This is a genomic window from Variovorax sp. PCZ-1, assembly GCF_018413605.1.
In the GTDB taxonomy this organism is placed as follows: Bacteria; Pseudomonadota; Gammaproteobacteria; order Burkholderiales; family Burkholderiaceae_C; genus JANMDU01.
Genome location: NZ_JAHCDN010000002.1, coordinates 518389 through 539393 on the forward strand (window position 1 = coordinate 518389; position 21005 = coordinate 539393).

General features: G+C 54.9%; 23 protein-coding genes. 7 read left to right on the top strand and 16 right to left on the bottom strand.

The genetic code is table 11. From position 1 onward, the window contains the following. Positions 1–24 precede the first annotated feature (24 nt). The gene (gene zapE, locus KIH26_RS12595; RefSeq protein ID WP_213445706.1) at positions 25–1122 is read left to right on the top strand and encodes a cell division protein ZapE; all 1098 of its coding nucleotides are present in this window, start codon (positions 25–27) and stop codon (positions 1120–1122) included. Between the two features lie 101 nt (positions 1123–1223). Further along, the gene (locus KIH26_RS12600; RefSeq protein ID WP_213445708.1) at positions 1224–1898 is read left to right on the top strand and encodes a hypothetical protein; all 675 of its coding nucleotides are present in this window, start codon (positions 1224–1226) and stop codon (positions 1896–1898) included. A 2-nt stretch (positions 1899–1900) separates the two neighbouring features. On the opposite strand, the gene KIH26_RS12605 is transcribed toward KIH26_RS12600, so the two are convergent. The 6 genes from KIH26_RS12605 to KIH26_RS12630 form a co-directional block, all read right to left on the bottom strand. Continuing rightward, positions 1901–2362 carry a cupin domain-containing protein gene (locus KIH26_RS12605; RefSeq protein WP_213445710.1) on the bottom strand — a complete coding sequence of 154 codons (462 nt, stop codon included), beginning with the start codon at positions 2360–2362 and terminating at the stop codon, positions 1901–1903. Continuing rightward, a complete protein-coding gene (locus KIH26_RS12610; RefSeq protein WP_213445711.1) occupies positions 2359–3021 on the bottom strand; it encodes an RNA polymerase sigma factor in 663 nt (220 codons plus the stop codon). The genes KIH26_RS12605 and KIH26_RS12610 overlap by 4 nt, the downstream gene beginning before the upstream one ends. Before the next feature lie 138 nt (positions 3022–3159). Beyond that, on the bottom strand, positions 3160–3957 hold the full coding sequence (locus KIH26_RS12615) for an anti-sigma factor (protein WP_213445713.1): 798 nt from the start codon (positions 3955–3957) through the stop codon (positions 3160–3162). A 7-nt stretch (positions 3958–3964) separates the two neighbouring features. Then, on the bottom strand, positions 3965–4537 hold the full coding sequence (locus tag KIH26_RS12620) for an RNA polymerase sigma factor (RefSeq protein ID WP_213445715.1): 573 nt from the start codon (positions 4535–4537) through the stop codon (positions 3965–3967). A gap of 17 nt (positions 4538–4554) precedes the next feature. Beyond that, positions 4555–4983 (bottom strand): c-type cytochrome, encoded by a 429-nt coding sequence (locus KIH26_RS12625; RefSeq protein ID WP_349627875.1) that lies wholly within the window; start codon positions 4981–4983, stop codon positions 4555–4557. 1 nt (position 4984) lies between these two features. Continuing rightward, complete coding sequence (locus tag KIH26_RS12630) at positions 4985–5551, bottom strand: ferritin-like domain-containing protein (protein ID WP_213445717.1); 567 nt, start codon at positions 5549–5551, stop codon at positions 4985–4987. A 272-nt stretch (positions 5552–5823) separates the two neighbouring features. Between KIH26_RS12630 and KIH26_RS12635 the strand changes: the two genes are divergently transcribed. Beyond that, positions 5824–6465 (top strand): cupredoxin domain-containing protein, encoded by a 642-nt coding sequence (locus KIH26_RS12635; protein WP_249661187.1) that lies wholly within the window; start codon positions 5824–5826, stop codon positions 6463–6465. A 219-nt stretch (positions 6466–6684) separates the two neighbouring features. On the opposite strand, the gene KIH26_RS12640 is transcribed toward KIH26_RS12635, so the two are convergent. The 5 genes from KIH26_RS12640 to yaaA all read right to left on the bottom strand — a co-directional run bounded on the left by KIH26_RS12640 (position 6685) and on the right by yaaA (position 10792). Continuing rightward, positions 6685–7077, bottom strand: coding sequence for a hypothetical protein (locus KIH26_RS12640; RefSeq protein WP_213445719.1), 393 nt, complete (start codon positions 7075–7077; stop codon positions 6685–6687). A gap of 313 nt (positions 7078–7390) precedes the next feature. After that, positions 7391–8248 (bottom strand): NADPH-dependent 7-cyano-7-deazaguanine reductase QueF, encoded by an 858-nt coding sequence (gene queF, locus KIH26_RS12645; RefSeq protein ID WP_213445721.1) that lies wholly within the window; start codon positions 8246–8248, stop codon positions 7391–7393. Then, complete coding sequence (locus KIH26_RS12650; RefSeq protein ID WP_213445723.1) at positions 8235–9122, bottom strand: alpha/beta fold hydrolase; 888 nt, start codon at positions 9120–9122, stop codon at positions 8235–8237. The genes queF and KIH26_RS12650 overlap by 14 nt, the downstream gene beginning before the upstream one ends. Before the next feature lie 51 nt (positions 9123–9173). Continuing rightward, positions 9174–10022 carry a 2OG-Fe(II) oxygenase gene (locus KIH26_RS12655; RefSeq protein WP_213445725.1) on the bottom strand — a complete coding sequence of 283 codons (849 nt, stop codon included), beginning with the start codon at positions 10020–10022 and terminating at the stop codon, positions 9174–9176. Continuing rightward, a complete protein-coding gene (gene yaaA / locus KIH26_RS12660) occupies positions 10019–10792 on the bottom strand; it encodes a peroxide stress protein YaaA (protein WP_213445727.1) in 774 nt (257 codons plus the stop codon). Before yaaA ends, KIH26_RS12655 begins: the two co-directional genes overlap by 4 nt. Positions 10793–10987: 195 nt before the next feature. Here yaaA and rho point away from each other — a divergent pair, with 195 nt between their 5' ends. Beyond that, positions 10988–12250, top strand: a complete 1263-nt coding sequence (gene rho, locus KIH26_RS12665; RefSeq protein ID WP_213445729.1) for a transcription termination factor Rho — start codon at positions 10988–10990, stop codon at positions 12248–12250. Positions 12251–12602: 352 nt separating this feature from the next. Further along, on the top strand, positions 12603–13574 hold the full coding sequence (locus KIH26_RS12670) for a sterol desaturase family protein (protein WP_213445732.1): 972 nt from the start codon (positions 12603–12605) through the stop codon (positions 13572–13574). Between the two features lie 4 nt (positions 13575–13578). On the opposite strand, the gene KIH26_RS12675 is transcribed toward KIH26_RS12670, so the two are convergent. Further along, the gene (locus KIH26_RS12675) at positions 13579–14835 is read right to left on the bottom strand and encodes a DUF11 domain-containing protein (protein WP_213445734.1); all 1257 of its coding nucleotides are present in this window, start codon (positions 14833–14835) and stop codon (positions 13579–13581) included. Positions 14836–14965: 130 nt separating this feature from the next. Between KIH26_RS12675 and KIH26_RS12680 the strand changes: the two genes are divergently transcribed. Together KIH26_RS12680 and cysE are read left to right on the top strand one after the other, a co-directional pair. Further along, positions 14966–15754, top strand: a complete 789-nt coding sequence (locus KIH26_RS12680; RefSeq protein ID WP_213445736.1) for an RNA methyltransferase — start codon at positions 14966–14968, stop codon at positions 15752–15754. 4 nt (positions 15755–15758) lie between these two features. Then, entirely contained in the window at positions 15759–16538 is a 780-nt protein-coding gene (gene cysE / locus KIH26_RS12685; protein ID WP_213445737.1) for a serine O-acetyltransferase, read from the top strand. Positions 16539–16658: 120 nt separating this feature from the next. Here the strand turns inward: cysE and KIH26_RS12690 are convergent, their stop codons facing one another. From KIH26_RS12690 to yjgA, 4 genes are read right to left on the bottom strand one after another with little or no spacing between them, the layout of a single operon-like run. Further along, positions 16659–18128, bottom strand: a complete 1470-nt coding sequence (locus tag KIH26_RS12690; RefSeq protein ID WP_213445739.1) for a FecR family protein — start codon at positions 18126–18128, stop codon at positions 16659–16661. Positions 18129–18182: 54 nt separating this feature from the next. Beyond that, the gene (mog, locus tag KIH26_RS12695; protein WP_213445741.1) at positions 18183–18779 is read right to left on the bottom strand and encodes a molybdopterin adenylyltransferase; all 597 of its coding nucleotides are present in this window, start codon (positions 18777–18779) and stop codon (positions 18183–18185) included. Positions 18780–18789: 10 nt separating this feature from the next. Beyond that, entirely contained in the window at positions 18790–20322 is a 1533-nt protein-coding gene (locus KIH26_RS12700) for a rhodanese-like domain-containing protein (RefSeq protein ID WP_213445743.1), read from the bottom strand. 23 nt (positions 20323–20345) lie between these two features. Next, positions 20346–20993, bottom strand: a complete 648-nt coding sequence (gene yjgA / locus KIH26_RS12705) for a ribosome biogenesis factor YjgA (protein WP_213445745.1) — start codon at positions 20991–20993, stop codon at positions 20346–20348. Positions 20994–21005 lie beyond the last annotated feature (12 nt).

Sequence of the window (21005 nt, forward strand, 5' to 3'; positions counted from 1 at the left end):
TTGCGTTCTATTGCCAATATCGCCATGTCAGTTATTCAAGCCTACGAAGAAGAACTCAAAAAGCGCGGTTACACCAGTGACCCTGCTCAGCTCAGAGCTGTACAGGCTTTGCAGCGCTGCGCTGACGAATGGGCGGCTTATAAAGAAAAGCGCTCGAATGCTTTTAAGAAGCTGATCAATCGCCCTGATATTCCTAAGGGCGTCTACATGTTTGGCGGTGTGGGGCGCGGGAAGAGCTTCCTGATGGATTGCTTTTACAACGCTGTGCCACTAAAGCGAAAAACGCGTCTGCATTTTCATGAATTCATGCGCGAAGTACATCGGGAGCTGGCTAATTTGCAGGGCACGCAAAATCCGCTGGATGCTCTGGGCAAGCAAATGGCCAAGCGCTACAAGCTGATTTGCTTTGATGAATTTCATGTGGCCGATATCACCGATGCGATGATCCTGCATCGCTTGCTGGATGCACTGTTTGAAAACGGCGTGGGCATGGTGACGACGAGCAACTTCACGCCCGATGGCCTCTATCCGAATGGCTTGCACCGTGATCGCATCTTGCCGGCGATTGAGTTGCTGAAATCTGAGATGGAAGTGATCAATGTGGATAACGGCACGGACTATCGCCGCCGCACGCTGGAGAAAGTGAAGATGTATCACACGCCACTGGGCGCAGAAGCTGATGCGGCGATGGATCAGGCTTTTACCGAGCTGGCAGAAGCCAAAGACGAAAGCCCGGTGCTGCACATCGAAGCGCGTGAGATCAAGGCGCGGCGCAAAGCGGGCGGCGTGGTGTGGTTTGATTTCAAAACGCTCTGCGGCGGCCCGCGCAGCCAGAATGATTATCTGGAGCTGGCCACGCAGTTTCATACCGTCATGCTCTCGGATATGCCACAGATGTTTGTGAAGAATGCTTCTGAGGCAAGGCGCTTCACATGGTTGGTGGATGTGCTCTATGACAGACGCTGCAAACTCATCATGAGCGCAGCGGTTGCGCCCGAGTTGCTTTACACCGAAGGCCCGCTCTCGCATGAGTTTCCGCGCACAGCCTCGCGGCTGAATGAAATGCAATCTGCAGAATTTTTGGCTCTGGAGCGGCGCACCGTGGACACGCGCCTGACCTGAGCTGTCTGGCGTGATACATTGAAGCCATGTCAGTGCAGTACTTCTCTATATCAGCATTGCAGAAATTTGCTATATTAGTAATAGCACTCTGCGCAGTATCTATGCCGGCAATTGGCCAAAATGATACTCAAAACAATACTCTCAAGCCAGCCGAGGATACAAACGAGAACCTAGAGCGCGCGCGTATCAAGCGTGAGCGCGACCAGCTTAATCTCAACCTCGCTGAGCAGCGCCGGGCTTGCTATCAGAAGCTGGCCGTCACGCCATGCTTGAACGACGCAAGGGATGTGCATAACGAAAAAATGCGTGATCTCAAGCGCCAAGAGGTGGCGCTCAACAATGCTCAGCGAAAGCGGGCTGCTGCTGATCGCGTAGAGGCTTTGGATCAGCGCAACTCTCCCGAGGCGCAACTCAGGCGCGCACAGGAGCGCGGCAAAGCCATGGAAGCAGCCGCACGGCGCGAAGAAAGCCAAGCCCAGCGTCAAAAAAGCCGTGAGGCTAAATTAGCCGAAGCAGCTGCGAATGCTCAGGCTAAATCTAATGCGCCTGCTAAAGAGCGCGAAGCAGAATTACCGCAGCCACAGGGCAAGCCGAGCGGGCAAGCAGCTAAAAAAGTAGCGCCTGATCAAGGCCTCGGTCAAGCTGAGCGTGCGGCAAAAAGCTCACAGCAAGCTGCGCAGCGTGAGAAAGAAGCCGCAGAACGCCGAGCAAAAGCTGCTGAGCGCGAAGCCAAGCGCAAGAAGCCCGCTGCAGCTGGCCTACCCGTGCCGCCATAAGCTCAAGCGCCCATCAAATCTTGACGACGAGACGATGGCGAGCGCAAATACACCAAACTACCTTGCTCACTGCATACCTCGTGGTGCACGGAGCCAGGCAGCGCGATTTGATAATCACCCGCAAAAAAATCTTCACCGTTGATACGCAATTGCCCTTCGAGGATCATGCATTCTTCTGCGCCATCGGCATGATCGTGCACCGGCAAGCTGCCTCCTGGCAAAAGCTTAAGCAGCCACGACAGACTGATCCCATCATCATGCAGCACTTTGACTTGTATACGCTTGCCAAGTTGTACCCAGGCTTCATCTCGGCGCACATTCACGACAGGTAAGCGCTCTGCTATCTTCTGCATCAGCGATTGTTTGATGCGCGCGCTGGCTTCTGCACTCAGGGTGTGCTCTGTGCTCAGGCTTTGTGCAAGATGGCCAGCCCAGGCGGGATTCAATGATGGATCGGTTTTCATGGTGTGTCTTCTATCGCTAAAGCGGCCAGCTGCGTGCTGGCGAGGCCGCTGGCCTGCAGGCTTTCGCGCAGGCTGATGAGGGCGCGGCGCAGGGTGCTTTTCACCGTGCCAAGAGGTATCTTCAAATGCGCACTGATATCGCCGTGGCTCATATCGTAGAAAAAAGCCAGGCTCAGTATTTGGCGTGTGGCCGCGGGGAGAGCTTGCATGGCGGAGTGCAGCACAGCTTGATTTTCTGTTGCTTGTAGAAAGTCGATTGGTTGCTTCGCATCGGCCAGATGATCTGCGGCCATATCAGCTGCTTCATTGTTGATCAGTACAGGGTTGCTGGAGATTTTCCGCCAAGCATCCAGGGCGCGGCTGCGCGCTAAATTGAGCAGCCAAGCCATGACCACGCCGCGCTCGCTGTCGAAGCGCTTGGCTTGCTGCCAAGCTTGCAGATAGACCTCTTGTGTCACGTCTTGCGCGTTCGCATCGTCAGGCGCGAAGCGGCGCACGAGACTGTAAACGCGGGCAATTGTTGTGTCATACAACTCAGCCATGGCCGCAGGCTCGCCAGCAGCTATGCGCTGGATCAGGCCCTGCAGCGCCGCATCTTCGCTATGGGCTAGCCCCACAAAAGAATGCGTTTGATTTTCTGGGGTGGAAAAACGGTTCACCCTTGGATTGTGCCTTGAACGCGCAAGCCTAGTCCGAGCAAATGCTCTACCTGACCACACCGGCGGCAAAATCGCAAAAGAAGCTGACATACAAGCTGCTACGGATGCACCGAGCTATTGGATGCAGCTGCAGCAGACTTACAGAACAGTTTGCAGCAAAGCGCCTTTGAATAGCACGGGGCCGGTGGGGCCTGTGCTGCTGGGCACACCGCCTTTGGGTTCTAAGCTGATCGCCAGGGTGGGCACATTTTGAATCTGCTCGGGCGCAGCTGTGAGCCTGAGCACTTTATCGCCACCCATGACGCCCAGCGATTGCGGGGCTTGGCCGGGGGGCAGCGCCCAAAGCTGCAGGGATTTATCGGCTGCTTCTTGATAGCCGCCCACGCGCTGCAAAACCAGGCGTTTCTTATCAGGATCAAAAGTGACGAGTACCGAAGCATCAGATTTTTCATCCGCCAGCACCGCTACATACTGCACTTGCTGCTGCGCGGCCTGCTGCTGAAGCTGCTTCTCCAATTGCGCAATTTGCTGGCCACGGCCTTCGAGGCTCTGCGAGGCTTGCAAAGAAAACAACGTGCCCACCACAGCGGCAATGCCTGCAAAGGCCGCACCAGCGCGCCACCACACGAGCTGCTTGCGCAAGCGTTTGAGCGAGTTTTGCAGCTGCTGTAACTTAGGCGAAGATTGCAGCACACGCTTTGGCAAACTTCCCAAGCTGTTTTCAATGCGTTTCCACACATTGGGGCTGGGGTGGATGGGTGAAGGCAATTCCATGATGGCGTGCAACCTTTCTTGCCAGAGCAAAATGCGCGCTCGCACGGTAGCGCTTTGGCGTGAGTGAAATTCAAATCGGCGGCGTGCACCGCCGCGCATGATGCCCACGGCGTAGCGCGCGGCGAGCATGTCAAGTAATTCGGAGTGTTGAGAAATATTCATAGCGAGCTCACGCGAAGCGATTCATACAAGTGCGCAATTGATCCAGCCCTCGGCGCATCCAGGTTTTCACCGTTCCGAGCGGGAGCTTCAGTTGTGTGGCCAGCTCGCTTTGGCTTAAATCGCGAAAGTACGCGAGAGTGACGACCTGGCGCTGCTTGGCCTCGATCTTGCGCAGGCACTCATGCAGTGCCCAAGCTTGCTCGCTGGCTTCTTGTGTGTCCATCGGCGTGTCAATATCTGCGGCCAAAGTATCCGCCATGTCTTCCACGGGCTGGCCAGCCAGCGAGCGCTCCGCCGTGCGGCGGCGCAGAAAATCCAAGCCTCGGCTGCGCACGATCACGCCCAGCCACACCATGGGCGGGCTTAAGGGGGCTTTGTAGTCCCCCGCGACGCGCCAGATCGTGAGATAGGCTTCTTGCAGCACATCTTCCGCATGCTCCACATTGCCCACCACGCGCATGGCAATCGCGTAGAGTTTGCTGCTGGTCGCGTCGTAGAGCTGGCGCAGGGCGGCACTGTCTTGGGCTGCAATGCGCTCCAGCCAATGGATGAGTTGGTCGTCTGTGGTCGCGGTTTTCATGATGCACTTCTCTTGATTTATTTTGGCGCAGACAGCGTGGCCAGATAAGCCACCACATCAGCGCGCTCTTGCGGCAGCGAGAGGCGATAGCCCATGCGCTGCCCTGGAATCACTTTTTCTGGATCGGTGAGCCAGCGCTCTAAATTGGCGCGGTTCCACACCACTTTGCTTTTGGCAAGGGCCTCAGAATACTCGTAATTCTTGACGGCTCCCGCACGCCGACCCAGCACGCCAGCATGTGAAGGGCCTACCCGATTGTCTTCTACGCTGTGGCAGGCGCTGCATTTGGCGGTGTAAATCGCCATCCCACGTTGTACAGCCTCTTGGCTTTGCGCATATGCTGAGCCAAAAAAGGCGCTCAGCCCCAATGCCGTGAGCACGGAGCCAAGCGCTAAGCCTGCTTTTGAGGGCAGGCAGTGCATCAAATGGGTGATGCCAGAGCGCACATCAAGCTCCGAAGCTCAAAGCGCCTGCTGGCAGCGGACGGCCGAGAGCATTGGTGAGAATCGTGTAGTGCATCGTCTCGTCTGCAGCCAAGCGCGCAGCTACTTTGGCCAAATCTTTGCTCAGGAACGCCGGGATCACGCCCAGATAGGCATTGGTTGCGCCCAGCTCCAAGCGAGCCGCCAGATCCAGCACATCGGCTTGGTTTTTCAGCGTATCGGCCTTCAAAGCCTTGGCGTAATCGTCCAGCTTTTTCTCAGCAACAGCTTTGCCGCCGAGCTTTTCAATCGTGGCGATCAAAGCATCGCGATGTGCTTTGTGATGCGACTGAAAGCTCACCGCGATATCCAGCACCGGCTTTTGCAGCAAGCCACTCATCGCGCCGAGCTGATAAGCGCCAATGGCCTCATGCTCCAAGCCGAGCGCCACATTGAGAATGCCTGCGTCTTTGGCAGCATCGCCCGCCATGCCTTGCGCCATAGCGATATTGCCGCCAAGAAGCGCGAGACCGACTGCAGAGAGTTTGCCGGTATTGCCCATGAAGCCACGGCGAGAAGAGATGAGATTCATAAAAACTCCTGAAACTAAAAAATAAGTGAATGTTTTGTCCAGACATCAGCAATACGGGCTGAGTTGGCGCTTGGATTCAAAAAGCGCACAATGGCGCGAGTGCATCCAAAACGGCGCTGAGTGCGTACAACAGATATGTGCAATCAAAAGGAAGACCCATGCATCCCCATCTATCCGCTAGACCATCTGCGTTTACTATGATTTCAATAGCATTTCGCGCAGTATGGATGCCGGCAAAGTGCCTATTTGGCACTATTTTTAGTGTATTTTTTGTGATCTCAGCTCACGCGGGCACTGTGCAGGTGAGCGTGATTGATCGCGATGGCAAGCCCGCGCAAGATGCCGTGGTCGTGCTCGTGCACGCCACAGCGCGCAATGCGTCCACCAATCTACCGATGCAAGCCACGGTAGCCAACGAGAAAATGCAATTCATGCCTGCAGTCACCGTTGTGGCCAAAGGCGCAAAAGTGCGCTTTGTGAACAACGATCCATGGGATCACCATGTGCGCGGCGCGCCCACCAATTCCGTGTTTGCGAACACACCTGAGGCTTACGCCGCTGGCCGCAATGCAGGCGGCTTTGAGCTGCGCCTGCAAGGCAAGGACGAAGGCAAGCCCGCTAAATTCCAAGATGTGACGATGTCACAAACCGGCCCGCAAACCGCCGTCGCCCTCGGCTGCTTCCTGCATGGCTCCATGCGCGGCAGCGTGTATGTGAGCGATTCGCCTTGGGCCGCGAAGACGAATGCAGAAGGCATCGCCACGTTTGACAGCGTTCCCGATGGCGCAGTGCAAGTGCGCGTTTGGCATGCTGACCAGTTGGTGGATTTGCCTTTGCAGGCTGTTACTGTGACCTCAGCGCCCTTGCAGGTGAAATCACAATTGCAAGTTGTTCCGCGTCGCCGTCGGATTTGATTTTTTTCTTAACGTGATTGGCGAACCACTGCTTCGCCTTCACGCCATCCGCTCACCTGCCACGTGACGTGCCCGAAAAAGCCGAGGACTGTCTTATTCGGCAAACCGTGCATGGTTTCCCGAGCTGCTGATCTTTTGTAGCGATGATTGCATGGCTGGCCGCGCTCGACCGAGACAGTCCTCGTTTTTTCAGACCCATCATGCAGCGGGTATGGGCGGTTAACGCGCAAGAAATGTAGTGGGCGCGTCGCCGCGCACCCCAAAAGAACCCCAGCCATTTTCTGCAGATCCGCTTACGAGCACGTAGTCTTCAGCTTCAGGATCAAACATCAATCGGTAGTTACCGTCTTCAGCAACTACCCAGGCAGGGCTTGCTGCCGGCAGCGAGTGTTCAGCATCAAACATTGTTTTATCTTCGCAGAAATATGTGGATAGATAGGGTTCCACCAACAAGGCACGCATTCTTTCCAAACCCGACGCGATCCGCTCTTTCGGCCAAGGTGTACCAAAGGTTGTGCCCACAGGCGGTATCGTGTATTCGCTCAAGTAACGCTCCATATCTTCCAATACCGCATGTTTTAGAGCAGTTGGATCAACTTCGGAGCATTTCATAGTTTTTGAGTGAACAGAAAGTTAAATTTTAGTGCGAGATTGGCGGAACAGTTTCTCTGAGTATGCAGATGTGCTGAGCGCTGCGAAACTTAAAATATGAAACGATGCACCAACCACCTCAATCCGCTGCGTGATGGGTCTGAAAAAACGAAGCCTTTCGCTGGTCGGGCGCGGCCAACCATATCATCATCGCTACAAAAGATTGCAGCTCGCAGCTTGCGGGTAAGAGCGCGTCACGAAGAAAGGCCTCGGCTTTTTCGGGCACGTCACGTGGCAGGTGAGCGGGTTGTGTCAAACAGTCAGACAACCAACCTTACTGACGAGCAGAACGAATATTCAAAGGCATGGCCTGCGGATGACTCGTGCGGAACGGATTGATATCCACACCACCGCGCCTTGTGTAACGCGCATACACGGCGAGCTTGGCGGGTTTGCAGCGTGCCCAGATGTCGGTGTAGATGCGCTCGACGCATTGCTCGTGGAATTCGTTGTGATTGCGGAAGCTGACGATGTATTGCAGCAGGGCGGCTTGATCGATTTGCGGGCCGCTGTATTCGATTTGCACGCTGCCCCAATCGGGCTGGCCGGTGACGAGGCAATTGCTTTTGAGGAGATGGCTCACAAGGGTTTCGCTCACGGGTTGCTCATCAAAAGCGGCGGTGAGTAATTGCGGGGCGGGCTGGTAATGCGTGCATTCCACATCGAGGCGATCTAGGAGCACGCCATCGAGCTCTTGCACTTTTTCATCGTGGAAGGCTTCCTGGCTGATCACGCGTACACCTACTCTTCGCTCGCCGCGTGGCGTTCCGAAGACTGCTGTGCCGATGTCGAGTGCAATGGCTTCGCGTACTTCGTCTGCACCATGGTTGCTGCCCGCGAAGCGTGTGTTGTTGAAGCTGTTGAAATAGAGTTTGACGCTTTTGCTCTCTGCGATGCAAGGGGATTCGCAGGGGATGGTGATTTGTGCGATGGCCACCTGTGGCCTGCCGCGTGCGTTGAGCCAAGAGAGTTCAAACGCTGTCCACATGTCTGCGCCCATGAAGGGGAGCGTGCCTGTGATGCCGATCTCAACGCGCTTCTCACTGCGGGGGATGGGGAAGAGCAGGCTAGCGTCGTATTGATCAATGTACGCGCTGGTTTTGCCGAGCTGGGATTGTTCAGGCGTGTTCATGTTGGATGTGCTTCAAAAATTCAGGCAGCCATTCTGCAACTGCGCCGGGCGCGAGATCATGCCCCATGCCAGGGATGCCAACGAAGCGTGAGCCTTTGATGCGCTGCGCGATATCACGGCCATTTTCTTGCGGTACGAGCACATCTTCAAGCCCATGCACCACCAGCGTGGGCGCTGTTATGCGAGCAATATCGAGATGGCGAGTGCGATCAGCGCCGATGGCCAACATTTGGCGCAGCGTGCCATCGGGATGATGATTGCGCTCCAGCCCCAAGCGGATGCGATCTTTGAGCAATTGCGGTTCAACTGGAAATGCTGGGCTACCGATCACATTAAAGAGCTTCACATAATGCGCGGTGATGTCCTCAATGCTGTTGCTCGCAGGGCGATTGAACAAGACGCGCATGACAGCGGCTTTGGCTTCAGGCAGGCCGGGCGCGCCTGAGCTGCTCATGATGCATGTGAGCGAGCGGATGCGCTCGGGCGCTGCGCAGGCCAGGCGCTGCGCGATCATGCCGCCCATGCTCACACCGACGATATGCGCCTGACTAATATTCAAGGCATCCATCACGCCAAGAGTGTCAGCCGCCATGTCTTGCAGGCTGTAGGGTGGCTTGATTTGCATGCCCAGCTTGCGCTTGATGCTCGCCCAAACGATGTTGGGTTTGCCCATGTGATCGAAGTGTTGCGATAGGCCGATATCGCGGTTGTCAAAGGTGATCACGCGGAAGCCACTCTGCACCAAGGGTTCGATCACCGTGGGTGGCCAGGCGATGAGCTGCATGCCCAAGCCCATGATGAGTAGCACGGCAGGATGCTCTTTCGCGCCATATTCTTGCACCTCGATAGAGATACCGTTTGCTTTAATTTTCATAGCACTCCGCGCAGGTTGTATACCGGCAAAATGCCGTTTTCGCTATCAATTTCAAGTGAATTTTCCTTCACGCAGCCATTTGGTAGCCACCCATTTCTGGCCGCGCACCACAGGCTCGCCGCCATGCAGGCTCTTGGTGATGGGGTGGGCGCGGTTGTAGCTAAAGAAGACGGCGTGCCCTTTTTTCGGGGCGACGGTGAGGCGCACATCGGGGAAGACCGTGCCGCCGCCAGCCTCTGGCTCATGCAGATACATGATGATGGTGGCAACACGCTGGCCACCGCGCTTGAGAATGGTGGGCGTGCCTGGCTCATGTGGATCGAAGTAATCGTAATGCGGCTTGTATTCTGCGCCGGGATGGTAGTGCAGGATTTGCAGGCCTTCGCCGTTTTCTACGGGCCAGCGCGTGAGCTGAGCCAAGCGGCGCTCAATTCGCGCGATGAGTTCGTTCTCAGCGCGCGCGTAAAACATGCCATTGCTGGTGCGATCGGCATTCAGCTCTTCGCCGCCTGATTTGGTTTCTACCGTGAGCGAACGCGCCATGCGCGGCTTGGCACCTTCGATCAGGCCATCGCATTCTTCATCCGACAAGAAATTACCGATCACCACGATATTCGGATCACTCATGGCCGTGAGCACACTCACTTTGCGATCTTCGAGTTGTAGATAAAGCGGGGAATCCTCCACGGCCAGCTCGGGCACGGTCATCGGGGTGGGCAAGGCAGCGGCTTGCTGCGTGGCTTTCAAATGCTCTTGCAGTGTGCTCTCCATTGCTTGAATGGCGACATCTTCCTGCCAGCCCGAAGCGAGCATGGATTTGAGCACCGTATCTGCAGGAAAACCGGCCTGTGCTTGCGAGATGATCCATTCGCGCAATTGAGGGGTGATGACTTGGCTCATACTTTCCTCCTGAACACCAGCCGATCTGCGGTGCTGGCACTTGGGTTGAACATATAGCCTTCGCTGTTGAAGGTTTCGAGTTTCTTCACATCTTTGATGCGCTTTTGAATCGCGTAACGCGCCATCAGGCCACGAGCACGCTTGGCGAAAAAGCTGATGACTTTGTAGCCGCCGCCTTTGTATTCTTCAAACACGCATTCCACCACGCGCGCTTTCAGGGCTTTGCGATTGACAGCTTTGAAATACTCATTGCTGGCGAGATTGACGATGATGGGTGATTTTTCATCGGCCAGTTGTGCGTTCAAATGCTCTGAGATCGAAGCGCCCCAGAATTTGTAGAGATTGTTGCCCGCGGGGTTGGCCAAAGCCGTGCCCATTTCAAGGCGATAAGGCTGCATCCAATCGAGCGGGCGTAGCAGGCCATACAAGCCGCTGAGCGAGGCCACATGCTCTTGCGCCCATTCCAGATCAGCGGGCTTCAAAGTCTTGGCATCGAGGCCTTCATACACATCGCCATTGAAAGCGAGGATGGCTTGTTTGGAATTCTTCGCGGTGAATTTTGGTTTCCATGCTTGATAGCGCGCCACGTTCAGGGCTGAGAGCTGATCGCTCAAATCCATCAGCTCCGCAATTTGTTGCGGGCTGTATTGGCGCAGTATTTCAATCAACTGAGCAGATTGCTTGGGGAACTGGGGCAGGGTGTGCGCAAGCTCAGAAGGAGCGGGCGTGTCATAGTCGAGCGATTTGGCGGGAGAGAGCAGGAAAAGCATCCTTAAATTATGCTGGAATTGGCGGGCGGCTCTAGGGCTTTTGAGCGGCTTATAAAAAGTGCTATAGTTTCGGTATCGCGGAATAACGTCTTACGGACACCGCCCTTAAATTGTTAGTCTTTTCCCGGCCTCGGCATCTGCTGTTTTCCGGTTTACCTCCCCCCTTTTGTATCTTTCGCTCCCTTTGGAGTACACATGCACTTAAACGAACTCAAAGTCCAACACGTTTCAGCTCTCGTGAACGAGGCCGAAGGCCTTGGCATCGAAAACCCTGGCCGCCTGCGCAAGCAAGAGCTGATGTTTGCCATCATCAAAGCCCGCGCGAAAAATGGCGAAACGGTGTATGCCGATGGCGTGCTCGAAGTCTTGCCTGATGGCTTTGGCTTCCTGCGCAACCCCGAGGCTGACTACACCGCCAGCACTGACGACATCTACATTTCCCCCAGCCAAGTGCGCCGTTTCAATCTACACACGGGCGACATGATCGAAGGCGAAGTGCGCATCCCTAAAGAGGGCGAGCGCTACTTTGCACTCAACAAGCTTGATAAGGTCAACGGCGATTTGCCTGAGCGCAACAAGCAAAAAGTGATGTTTGAAAACCTCACGCCTTTGTTCCCTAAAGAGCAAATGAAGCTTGAGCGAGATATCAAAGGAGAAGAAAACATCACGGGCCGCGTGATTGATCTGATCTCCCCCTTCGGCAAAGGCCAACGCGCCTTGCTCGTTGCGCCACCTAAGAGCGGTAAGACGGTGATGATGCAGCACATCGCGCATGCGATCACGGCCAATTACCCAGACGTTCACCTTATGGTCTTGCTAGTGGACGAGCGCCCAGAAGAGGTGACCGAGATGCAGCGCAGCGTGCGCGGCGAAGTGATTGCCTCGACCTTTGATGAGCCAGCAGCGCGGCACGTACACGTCGCGGAAATGGTGATTGAGCGCGCGAAGCGTTTGGTCGAGCTGAAAAAAGACGTGGTGATCTTGCTCGATTCGATCACGCGCCTAGCTCGCGCCTACAACAACGTCGTGCAAAGCTCCGGCAAGGTGCTCTCCGGCGGTGTGGATGCGAACGCTTTGCAGCGCCCCAAGCGCTTCTTCGGCGCGGCGCGCAATATCGAAGAAGGCGGCTCGCTCACGATCATCGCTACCGCGCTGGTGGATACCGGCTCGAAGATGGATGAAGTGATTTTTGAAGAATTCAAGGGCACGGGTAACTCAGAGGTTCACCTCTCTCGCCGCTTGTACGAGAAGCGTGTGTTCCCTGCAATTGAGCTCTCATCTTCCGGCACGCGCCGCGAAGAGTTGCTGCTCACGCCAGAAATCCTGCAGAAGACGCGTATCTTGCGTTCCTTCTTGTTCAACATGGACGAGATCGAGAGCATGGAGCTGATGCTCAAGAACATGAAGCAGACGAAGAACAATTCGGAGTTCTTCGATCAAATGCGTAAGGGTGGGTAGGTAAATCTTCGCTTTCGTTGGATGGTTGGCGAGCCAAAGCGCTTGGGCTACCCACCTCCGCGAATGTCCTCCGCCGGCTTCGCCGTCTCCCCCTTTATTTCGCTGCGGTGGATAGCCCAACCACTTTGGCTAACCACCACGATCTACGTGCGAAGATTTTAGGAGTGTGAGTAGGCAGTGAGTTTGAGGGATTTGCCCGACTGATTTGTGGTACTCCACCATGAAGGCGGGCAAATCCCTCAAACTCGCAGCCGCGCTATCCATAAAGAAATCTTCCGATTACTATTATTTCAATAGCACCTTGCGCAGTAAATACGCCGGCGAAATGCTCAAAAGTCCTATAATTTAGAGCATGGATGCACTCATCAACAGCCTCACCGATGCCTTCGCGCATGCGCAGCAATGGCTGTTTGAAACTGTAGTACAGCCCATCATTTTTGGCCTCGGTGTCGGTGGTTTGGTGGAAGATGGTTTCACGGCGACAGGGTGGTTTCTTGTCGGCCTTCTGCAGCTCATCATCTTGATCGCCATCATTGCCCCGCTGCAAAGATGGAAGCCGGTGGAGCCTGTCATAGATCGTGCCACGATTCGCACAGATATTCTCTACACCTTGATTCATCGTCTCGGCTTCTTCCGTCTAGCGCTCTTCTTCACGCTTGACCCGCTGATTGAATCTGGCTTCGGTGCGCTACGCGTGGCTGGCATGGAGACTTTTCATCTGGACCAATGGCTCTTCTCGTTCATCGGATTTGAAAGCGCCTTGCTGGGCTTCTTCATCTACCTCGTGGTGTTTGATTTCGTCGATTACTGGATTCACCGTGGTCAGCATCAACTCAACTGGTGGTGGCAACTGCACAGCCTGCATCATGCTCAGCGGCAAATGACGATGTGGAGTGATAACCGCAATCACTTGTTGGATGACGTGATCCGCGACAGCATTTTGGTGTGCGTGGGATTGCTCGTTGGGATTGCGCCTGGGCAGTTTGTGGCATTGGTGGCCGTGACGCAGCTCTCGGAGAGCTTCCAGCATGCGAACCTGAAAATCTGGTTTGGCGCAGTGGGCGAGCGCCTCTGGGTCAGTCCGCGGTTTCATCGTTTGCATCACGCAGTAGGTATCGGCCACGAGTTTCCGGGGCGTACGCTCGGTGGCGCGAATTTCGGCGTACTTCTGCCTTGGTGGGACATGATTTTCCGCACTGGCAACTTTGAAAAGCGTTTCGATCCCACGGGTGTGCGCGATCAGATCGAGCAAGGGCGCAATTATGGCCAAGGCTTTTTGCAGCAGCAGTGGCTAGGTCTGAAAAGGCTGGTTGGGCGCGCTTGAGCCGCTAAAGCCCGGTGGCTGTGACGTTGCAGGTGAGAGAAAAAGTCACGCTGCTGCCAGCTGGAAAAATTGGAATCGCCAAACCGCTAGACGTCAATGTACTGACTGACAAGCTTGCGGGGCAGCTCGCCCCGCCGCTGCTCGCACAGGTCAAATTGGTGCAAATCAATCCCGTACTCGGCGTGTCTTGCAGCAGCGCATTGTTAGCCCAAGCGGGGCCGGCATTGCTCGCGGTGATGGTGTAGAGCGTTGTGCTGCCAGCAGCCAAGGTGGTGGTTGCATTGCTTTTGGTCACACTCAATGCGGCGGGTGCAATGATGGCTGCCGTGTGTGTCGCGTTCAGCACAGAAGTCAATGTGCTGCGCTGGGTGGATGTGAGCGCCGCGGTATTCGTCACTGTGCCTGTGGTGCTTGCTGAAACTGTGGCGCTCACGGTGAGTGTGAGTGTTGAGGCAGGTGAGAGATTGAATGCCGCTATGGGAAACGTGAGCGGAGCAGGGCAAGTGGCGATGATGGAGCCACTGCTGGTGGCGCTGCAACTGACACTGCCCAACGCTGCACCTGCTGAGATGATATCGTCGATGGTGACATTCGTGGCTGTAATGGCCGGGCTGCTATTGCTAACGACCAAGGTGTAGGTGTAGGGCTGAGTCACCGTGACAGCGCTGACAGCAGTTTTGCTCACTTTAAGCGACGGATAGGGATACACCTGCGCGAAACTCACCTGGCTGAATGCCGGGTCATCGCGCATGAGAAAAGTGAGTGTGTTACTCGTGGTGGTGGCCACACCGAGATTGATGATTTGCTGAGACCAGCCGCCAGCAGTTGGGTTGGCGCTGTAGACGCGGGTGTTGCCCCAATAAGCATCTGTTTGAATATTTGCACCAGTGGCCGCTGCGCTGTAGAAAGTCCAGAACACGAGGTAATGGCCTTCGCCTACAGTGGTGGTGATTCTTTGTTGGGCGGCTGAAGATGTGGCGTTGACTACCGGAAACGTCAGGCATCCTGCACCGATGCAACCTGAATCATAGGCAGTGGTGCCACCAGCGGCTGTGATGGCGGCTGGCACTGTGCCGCGCAATGCACGATTGAAGGTGGTGTATTGCGTGACCGAAACAGTCCATGAGGTGGCCGTGGCAGCAGTGCCTGTGAAAAAAGGATTGGCCACCAGATTGCTTTGCGCTTGAATTGCTGTAGAGCATAAAAGCAGAAGCCACGCTATCGCTGCTTGCAGCTGTCTCAACGCATTCACACGAAGCATGTCAGGCTCCTGCTATGTTATTTTTCTAACAATTTCATTTCCTCTGATGCTAAAAGATAATGTTAGTGAAAATGCTGATATTGAAGTGACATGCAAAATACTTCACGCTTTTCAGCTGCAATAATCCTGCATGGCTCGCTACATATTGATCAATCCGTCGCATAACGGCAACGTTGGTGCTGCTGCGCGCTCACTCAAAACCATGGGCTTTGATGATTTGGTTTTGGTTGCGCCGCGTGATCCGAAGGTACTCAACCGGGAGGAGACGATTCAGCGCGCGAGTGGTGCAACCGATGTGCTGTCGAAAACGCAGATCGTGGCTACGCTGGATGAAGCCTTGCAAGGTGTGAACCATCTTTGCGCCACGGCCATGACCGCACGAGACTTCGGGCCGCCTACGTATGCGCCGCGTGCGTATTTCGATATGCTGTTAAATAAAGAGCATTCTGCGCAGGAATATAGCCGACCAGAGGCCGATTTGACTTTGAAAAAAGATATCAAAATGGCTTTCCTTTTCGGCACCGAGCGCTTTGGCATGAAGAATGAAGATGTGTATCGCTGTCATGCGGCTTTGAGCATTCCTACCAATCCGCAGTATGGCTCGCTCAATCTGGCTTCTGCGGTGCAGCTCGTGGCGTATGACTGGCGGCAGGCCTTGGGTGGCTACGAGATTGCTGCGTCGCAGCCATCAAAATTAGCCGATGCAGCAGCTGTCTCGGGCGCATTGGTACATTGGGAACAGGCTCTGGTGCATCTGCAGTTTCTCGATCCCGATGCGCCCAAGAAACTCATGCCACGCTTGAATGATCTGCTCAACCGAGCCCAGCTGCGTGAGGAAGAAATCCATATCTTGCGCGGTATCGCCAAGGCGGTGCTGGAAGCCAAGCCGGGCAAACCTTTGACTAAATCGGTAAACTAAGCTGATGTTCACGAGAATCAAAGCCGACATTGAATGCATCCTAGAGCGCGATCCTGCTGCTCGCAGCCGCTTTGAGGTGCTCACCTGTTATCCCGGCTTGCATGCTGTGATCTTGCATCGCCCGGCGCATTGGTGCTGGAATGCGGGCTTGAAATGGCTTGGGCGCTTTATCTCGCAGCTTTCGCGCTGGTTCACTGGCATTGAAATTCACCCAGGAGCAAAAATCGGCGATCGCGTTTTCTTCGATCATGCGATGGGCGTGGTGGTGGGTGAGACGGCTGAGATTGGCGATGGTTGCACGATTTACCAAGGTGTCACGCTCGGCGGCACATCGCTCTACAAAGGAGCTAAGCGCCATCCCACGCTGGGCAAGAATGTGGTGGTGAGTGCCGGCGCGAAAGTGCTTGGCGGGTTTGTGGTGGGCGATGGTGCGAAGATCGGCAGCAATGCCGTGGTGATCAAGCCTGTGCCTGCGGGCGCAACAGCCGTGGGCATTCCGGCTCGGATCATTCCATCCAAAGAGGGCGTGAGTGCAGATGTGACGACTGGCTCCGCCCAAGATCCCAAATTTTCAGCTTATGGCATCACGCAAGACGACGATCCACTCAGCTTGGCCATGCGCGGCTTGATCGACAATGCCGCCTCTCAAGAGGATCAAATCGCGTTGCTCTGGCAAGCGATTGAAAAGCTCTCCAGCGCCCAGCATGTGCCTGATTGCCTGCCTACAGGTGAACCCGCCGATAAGCTTGATGCCAAGAAGCTCAACGAGCTGGTGGGCAAATAATTCCGCTTCTCAAGCATTCCTCACGTCGTTTCCGCTCCTAGCCGTGCTGGAGCACTGTCGTCGTCGCTGCGGCTAGCTTAGAAATGATTGAGAAGCGGAATAAGAGCGCAGTCAAAAGTTTCAGCGAATCTGCTGTAAAGCGCTCGTCACACTGAAGACGGTTTGTCCCCAGTTGGGTGGCAGCTCTAGCAGGAGCACAGGGCTGTTGCCAACTGCGCCCTGGGGCGATGTGCCGGTAAAGCGCACATAGCGGCGCTCGCTAGCCTTGAGGTCTTTCAAAATCACATTGCCGGTGGCATCAAGTGGCAAGGTTTGCAAACCTTGTGTCATCGCAGCATCTTGCGCGATTTGGATTTGCAGATTGCGAGGTGTGTCTACAGCAGAAATGTTGGCGCGCAGCAGCACGCCTTCGGGAACGAGATCTGCTGTGGCTGCTACATTGACCTCGCGAATCCAGATGAGAGCAACAGCCGCATTGGCGATATCAATACGACGCACGGCGTTGTAGCCTTCAATGCCCGATGCATCCACACCGCGCACGCGGGCGAAGTAATTGCCATTGGGCGCAGCAGCGAGATTGATGACAGGGCTGACAGATTTGGTGTCAAACACGATTTGTGTGAAGGCTGGATCTTGTGCGAGCTCGGCTCGGTAGCCTGCTGCGCCGCTGAGCGTGCCTACAGTCCATGAAGCTTGTTGACCCTCACGGGCGCGCTCCACGCGTGCAGGCAAAGCACTCTCTGGTAATGCGGGAAGCAATGCGACGACTTTGATCTCGCGCTCGGTTGGCTTCACCGCCACGCCAAAACCGCCGCCCACATCAGCGCCTGCGCCTTGTGTAGGGTTGTCTGCGCGGACTTTGCCTTCGAGCACTTCGGTGCGGGCACTGCGGGAGGCTGGGTCTTCGTAGGCCACGCGAAACTGCGTGCCGCGCACGCCCACCACAGAAGTAGGCGTGACGACATTGAGCGGCTCTTTGCGCTGGGCTAGTTTGTTGGCGGCAATATCGAGAACACCTTCAACCAAACGGATCGCGCCTGAAAACCAAGTGGTGGAGATGCTGCTGGCGGGATCTTTCATCGCATAGCCATGCTGCGTGGTGACTTCGGCCAGGCTGCGCGGCATGAGCTGCACGCTCGTGCCGTCTGACATCTTGACAACGGCTGAGCTGCCGCTGGCCGTTTGCACGCGCGCACCTTCGGGCACGGCCGCGCCTGTTTGGGCGGGAGCACCATTGATCGTCACACTGCCATTGGCACTTTGCAGCACACCACTGGTGGCGAGCTTGGGTTGATTGGCAAAATTGATGAAACTGCGAGGCACATCAATCACAAAATCTGGCTGAATCAAATTGGGATTTTTCAGGCCATTCAAGCGAGCTAGCTCATTCCATCTTTGCGGATTGGCCAGTAAATTGCGTGAGAGACCTTGCAGCGTATCGCCCTTTTTTACGGTGTAGCTGATGAAAGGTTCGGTGTGCTTGTCGATTGCAGCCCAGACGTGTGTGTGGAGGCTGCTTGCGATAACAGTTGCTACAAAAAGAGTAGCTTTTCGCGCAGGCAGGATGCGGGGGGAAAGTAGTTTAGACATAGTAATACGAAAGACTTCCAAACATATTCCCTGAGGTGAGAAAAGCATGCACACCTATGTTGGTGTTGATGCCCGAATCGCTGATTTTGGCCGAAAGGCCTTGCAGATCGCATCATGGGTTTCCAGATACGGCCCGCCGATCAGATCAACGCAATAGGGCACAGCAGCAAAAATACCGGAAACAGAATTGTCTCCTGTCGTGATACCTTGTAACGTTTCGGCTATCGCTTTTGGTTGACCGGGCAAATTCAGAATGAGACTTCTGTCACGAATCACGGCGCATTGGCGCGACAGAATCGCAGTAGGTACGAACTTTAGACTGATTTGGCGCATTTGTTCGCCAAAGCCCGGCATCTCTTTGTGCGCGACGGCCATCGTAGCTTCAGGTGTCACATCACGCAACGCAGGCCCTGTACCGCCGGTGGTGAGCACCAAAGAGCAGCCCGCATCGACCAGTTCAATCAAGGTTGCACTGATCAACTCTTTCTCATCAGGAATCAATCGCGCTTCAAACGTGATGGGATTTTTCAAGGCTTGTGTGAGCCACTCTTTCAAAGCAGGCAAACCTTTGTCTTCGTACACGCCTGTGCTCGCGCGATCGCTGACTGAAACGATACCTATTTTTACGGGGTCAAAGCTGAATGAGGACATGGCTTAAAAATTAGAGATTGGCGATGGCGCGAACTGCGCCGCTGGCGGTGGGCAAGCTCGCGGCTTTCCAAGCCTCCATGCCACCTCGATACCAGTAAATCTGTGTGTATCCGATCTTGCGTGCACGCATGGCCGCGTTCGCAGAAGTCCAGCAGTTACGACTGGCGCAGAAGAAGACGATGGCTCGACCCAAATCAGGCGCAACGGTTTTAAGCATGGCTTCTGTACGTTTTTCTACCGCTGCGTCTTTGGATGCATCTGCTAGTGCCGCACCAGCGCCGAGAACGGCTACTGCGCCAGGGATCGTGTCAAAGAAACCGGCGACATCGACGATCACAGGGCGCTGTGGACTTGTGATCATACGAGCCAATTCTTGCGTTCCTATGGTTTTTACACCATCCAAAGCGCTGGGTGTAATGTCAACAAATTTTTCAGTGCGCAAACCATCTGCTTTGGTGAAATTGCCACCGTACTCTTCGTTGGCATAAAACTTATCGCTCGGTGGTTTGATCTCAGCCAAGGCTTTGACATGGCTAGCGTCGGCATCACGATAGATTCCGGTTGCATCAAAACCGTTAACGATCTTGACCTCGCAAGTGCGTGGTAGCTGATTCGAAGGATGATTGCAGTTGTATATTGCACGCACAGCTGCAGCCAAGGGCGTATCACTGTTGTTGGCTAGCCCAAGGCCTGTCGTCGAAGCTGCTACTGCAATGGCTCTGTGCTCACTGCGCTCTGTGATTTTCTTGACATTCTCTTTGCAAGCAGGAAGTACGCATTTGGTGTCTGCGATTTCTTCAAGCAGTGCTGCTAGGTCAGGTATCTCACTCAAAAGTTCACGGCCAAAAATGGTGTTGCTTGGCTTAAATGCTGCGGGTAGATTGAGCTTGAGTAAGTCGGGCAATGTGATGATGCCTAAATTCAGAGCGTCTGCGCCTTCGAATTTACTGCACTTGTCTCTGGGTGTTTGAGAAGAAACGCAGTGGAATGGCGCGACTTTGGCGCTTCGTACAGGATCAAATACACGCAGTAATGAACCAGAGTCTTCCATCTCGTACAAGGCTTGGTTCATCACCTGCGCATTGAACTTTTCGTTCATATGCTGCTTGTAGAAAGCAAAGATTTGCGGCTGCATGGCTGGATTGATACTTTTGGTATCTTTATCGTGCGCGCCATGAATGCCGATAAAGGTTTGATTTGGACGAAAAGCATCGGAAAATTGACGCTGCTTTCCGCCCATGAACATGATGGAGCAGGCCGAGACACAGCTTCCTGCGGCGACAGTTTTGTAGCCTTTCTCTGCAATCAAACGTCCAACGCGAAGCCCGGTCCACAAATCCCCGCCTGGCGAATTCACGAACACTACAGTGTCTATCCCCGGTTTGGCGAAAGCCTCTTCAAACTTTCGCAGATCGTCTTCGACAGGCCCAGTGGCGAAAACCTGATTGCCTTGTACCTCCACCGTCATGGCGTGCGTGTACGAGGGCGTATACATCGCATAAGCTGCAAATGCAACGACAGTTGCTGTGATCATTTTTTTCATCTTGTCTCCCCCATGCTTAAGCTTTAGTTGTCCTCAGCAGACTCTTGCTCATTCTCTCCATCATCTTCACCGGCCTGCGTTTGCAAGGCCGACTTCACTATCTGGAAGATTTCGCGGTAGACCTTGGCTTGGCGCTGCGCTTCGCCAGCTGCAGCATCGGGCACGATGGCTTTTTTGGCTTGGCGGATGAGGGAGCGCAGGTGCTGTGTGTCTGTCTCGGGAAATTCGTTCATCCATTGCTGGAACGCGCCATCGACCGCGATCAGATCATCACGCCATTTCTCGGCGCGGTGCAGCATCAGCGTCTCTGTGGCACTGCCTTTTTTGGCGGCGGTCACTGCAGCTTCAATCGGCGCGGGATCGACCTTGCGCATGAGCTTGCCGATGTATTGCATCTGGCGGCGCTTACCTTCAAAGTTGCTGATGCGTTTGGCTTCTTGCACGGCGTCCATTAGCTTCTCGGGCAGATCAAGCTTCTTCAAGCGTGATTCAGGCAAGTCAATCAACTGCACACCGAGCTTTTGCAGAGCATCGCTCTCGGCTTTTTGTTTGGCGCGGCTGCCGTCGAATTCAGCTTTGAGCTCCATATCGAGCTCGCTACCATCGGCGACGAATTCGCCTTTGACGTAATAGCCATTCGGGCCGCGCCCGGTTTTTTGTCCGCGTGTCATTGAGTCGTTTCT

What these genes read in the sequence shown, in the direction of transcription:
- zapE (WP_213445706.1), top strand. Translation starts at nt 25, where the DNA reads ATGTCAGTTATTCAAGCCTACGAAGAAGAACTCAAAAAGCGCGGTTAC.
- KIH26_RS12600 (WP_213445708.1), top strand. Translation starts at nt 1,224, where the DNA reads ATGCCGGCAATTGGCCAAAATGATACTCAAAACAATACTCTCAAGCCA.
- KIH26_RS12605 (WP_213445710.1), bottom strand. Translation starts at nt 2,362, where the DNA reads ATGAAAACCGATCCATCATTGAATCCCGCCTGGGCTGGCCATCTTGCA.
- KIH26_RS12615 (WP_213445713.1), bottom strand. Translation starts at nt 3,957, where the DNA reads ATGAATATTTCTCAACACTCCGAATTACTTGACATGCTCGCCGCGCGC.
- KIH26_RS12620 (WP_213445715.1), bottom strand. Translation starts at nt 4,537, where the DNA reads ATGAAAACCGCGACCACAGACGACCAACTCATCCATTGGCTGGAGCGC.
- KIH26_RS12630 (WP_213445717.1), bottom strand. Translation starts at nt 5,551, where the DNA reads ATGAATCTCATCTCTTCTCGCCGTGGCTTCATGGGCAATACCGGCAAA.
- KIH26_RS12640 (WP_213445719.1), bottom strand. Translation starts at nt 7,077, where the DNA reads ATGAAATGCTCCGAAGTTGATCCAACTGCTCTAAAACATGCGGTATTG.
- queF (WP_213445721.1), bottom strand. Translation starts at nt 8,248, where the DNA reads ATGAACACGCCTGAACAATCCCAGCTCGGCAAAACCAGCGCGTACATT.
- KIH26_RS12650 (WP_213445723.1), bottom strand. Translation starts at nt 9,122, where the DNA reads ATGAAAATTAAAGCAAACGGTATCTCTATCGAGGTGCAAGAATATGGC.
- KIH26_RS12655 (WP_213445725.1), bottom strand. Translation starts at nt 10,022, where the DNA reads ATGAGCCAAGTCATCACCCCTCAATTGCGCGAATGGATCATCTCGCAA.
- yaaA (WP_213445727.1), bottom strand. Translation starts at nt 10,792, where the DNA reads ATGCTTTTCCTGCTCTCTCCCGCCAAATCGCTCGACTATGACACGCCC.
- rho (WP_213445729.1), top strand. Translation starts at nt 10,988, where the DNA reads ATGCACTTAAACGAACTCAAAGTCCAACACGTTTCAGCTCTCGTGAAC.
- KIH26_RS12670 (WP_213445732.1), top strand. Translation starts at nt 12,603, where the DNA reads ATGGATGCACTCATCAACAGCCTCACCGATGCCTTCGCGCATGCGCAG.
- KIH26_RS12675 (WP_213445734.1), bottom strand. Translation starts at nt 14,835, where the DNA reads ATGCTTCGTGTGAATGCGTTGAGACAGCTGCAAGCAGCGATAGCGTGG.
- KIH26_RS12680 (WP_213445736.1), top strand. Translation starts at nt 14,966, where the DNA reads ATGGCTCGCTACATATTGATCAATCCGTCGCATAACGGCAACGTTGGT.
- cysE (WP_213445737.1), top strand. Translation starts at nt 15,759, where the DNA reads ATGTTCACGAGAATCAAAGCCGACATTGAATGCATCCTAGAGCGCGAT.
- KIH26_RS12690 (WP_213445739.1), bottom strand. Translation starts at nt 18,128, where the DNA reads ATGTCTAAACTACTTTCCCCCCGCATCCTGCCTGCGCGAAAAGCTACT.
- mog (WP_213445741.1), bottom strand. Translation starts at nt 18,779, where the DNA reads ATGTCCTCATTCAGCTTTGACCCCGTAAAAATAGGTATCGTTTCAGTC.
- KIH26_RS12700 (WP_213445743.1), bottom strand. Translation starts at nt 20,322, where the DNA reads ATGAAAAAAATGATCACAGCAACTGTCGTTGCATTTGCAGCTTATGCG.
- yjgA (WP_213445745.1), bottom strand. Translation starts at nt 20,993, where the DNA reads ATGACACGCGGACAAAAAACCGGGCGCGGCCCGAATGGCTATTACGTC.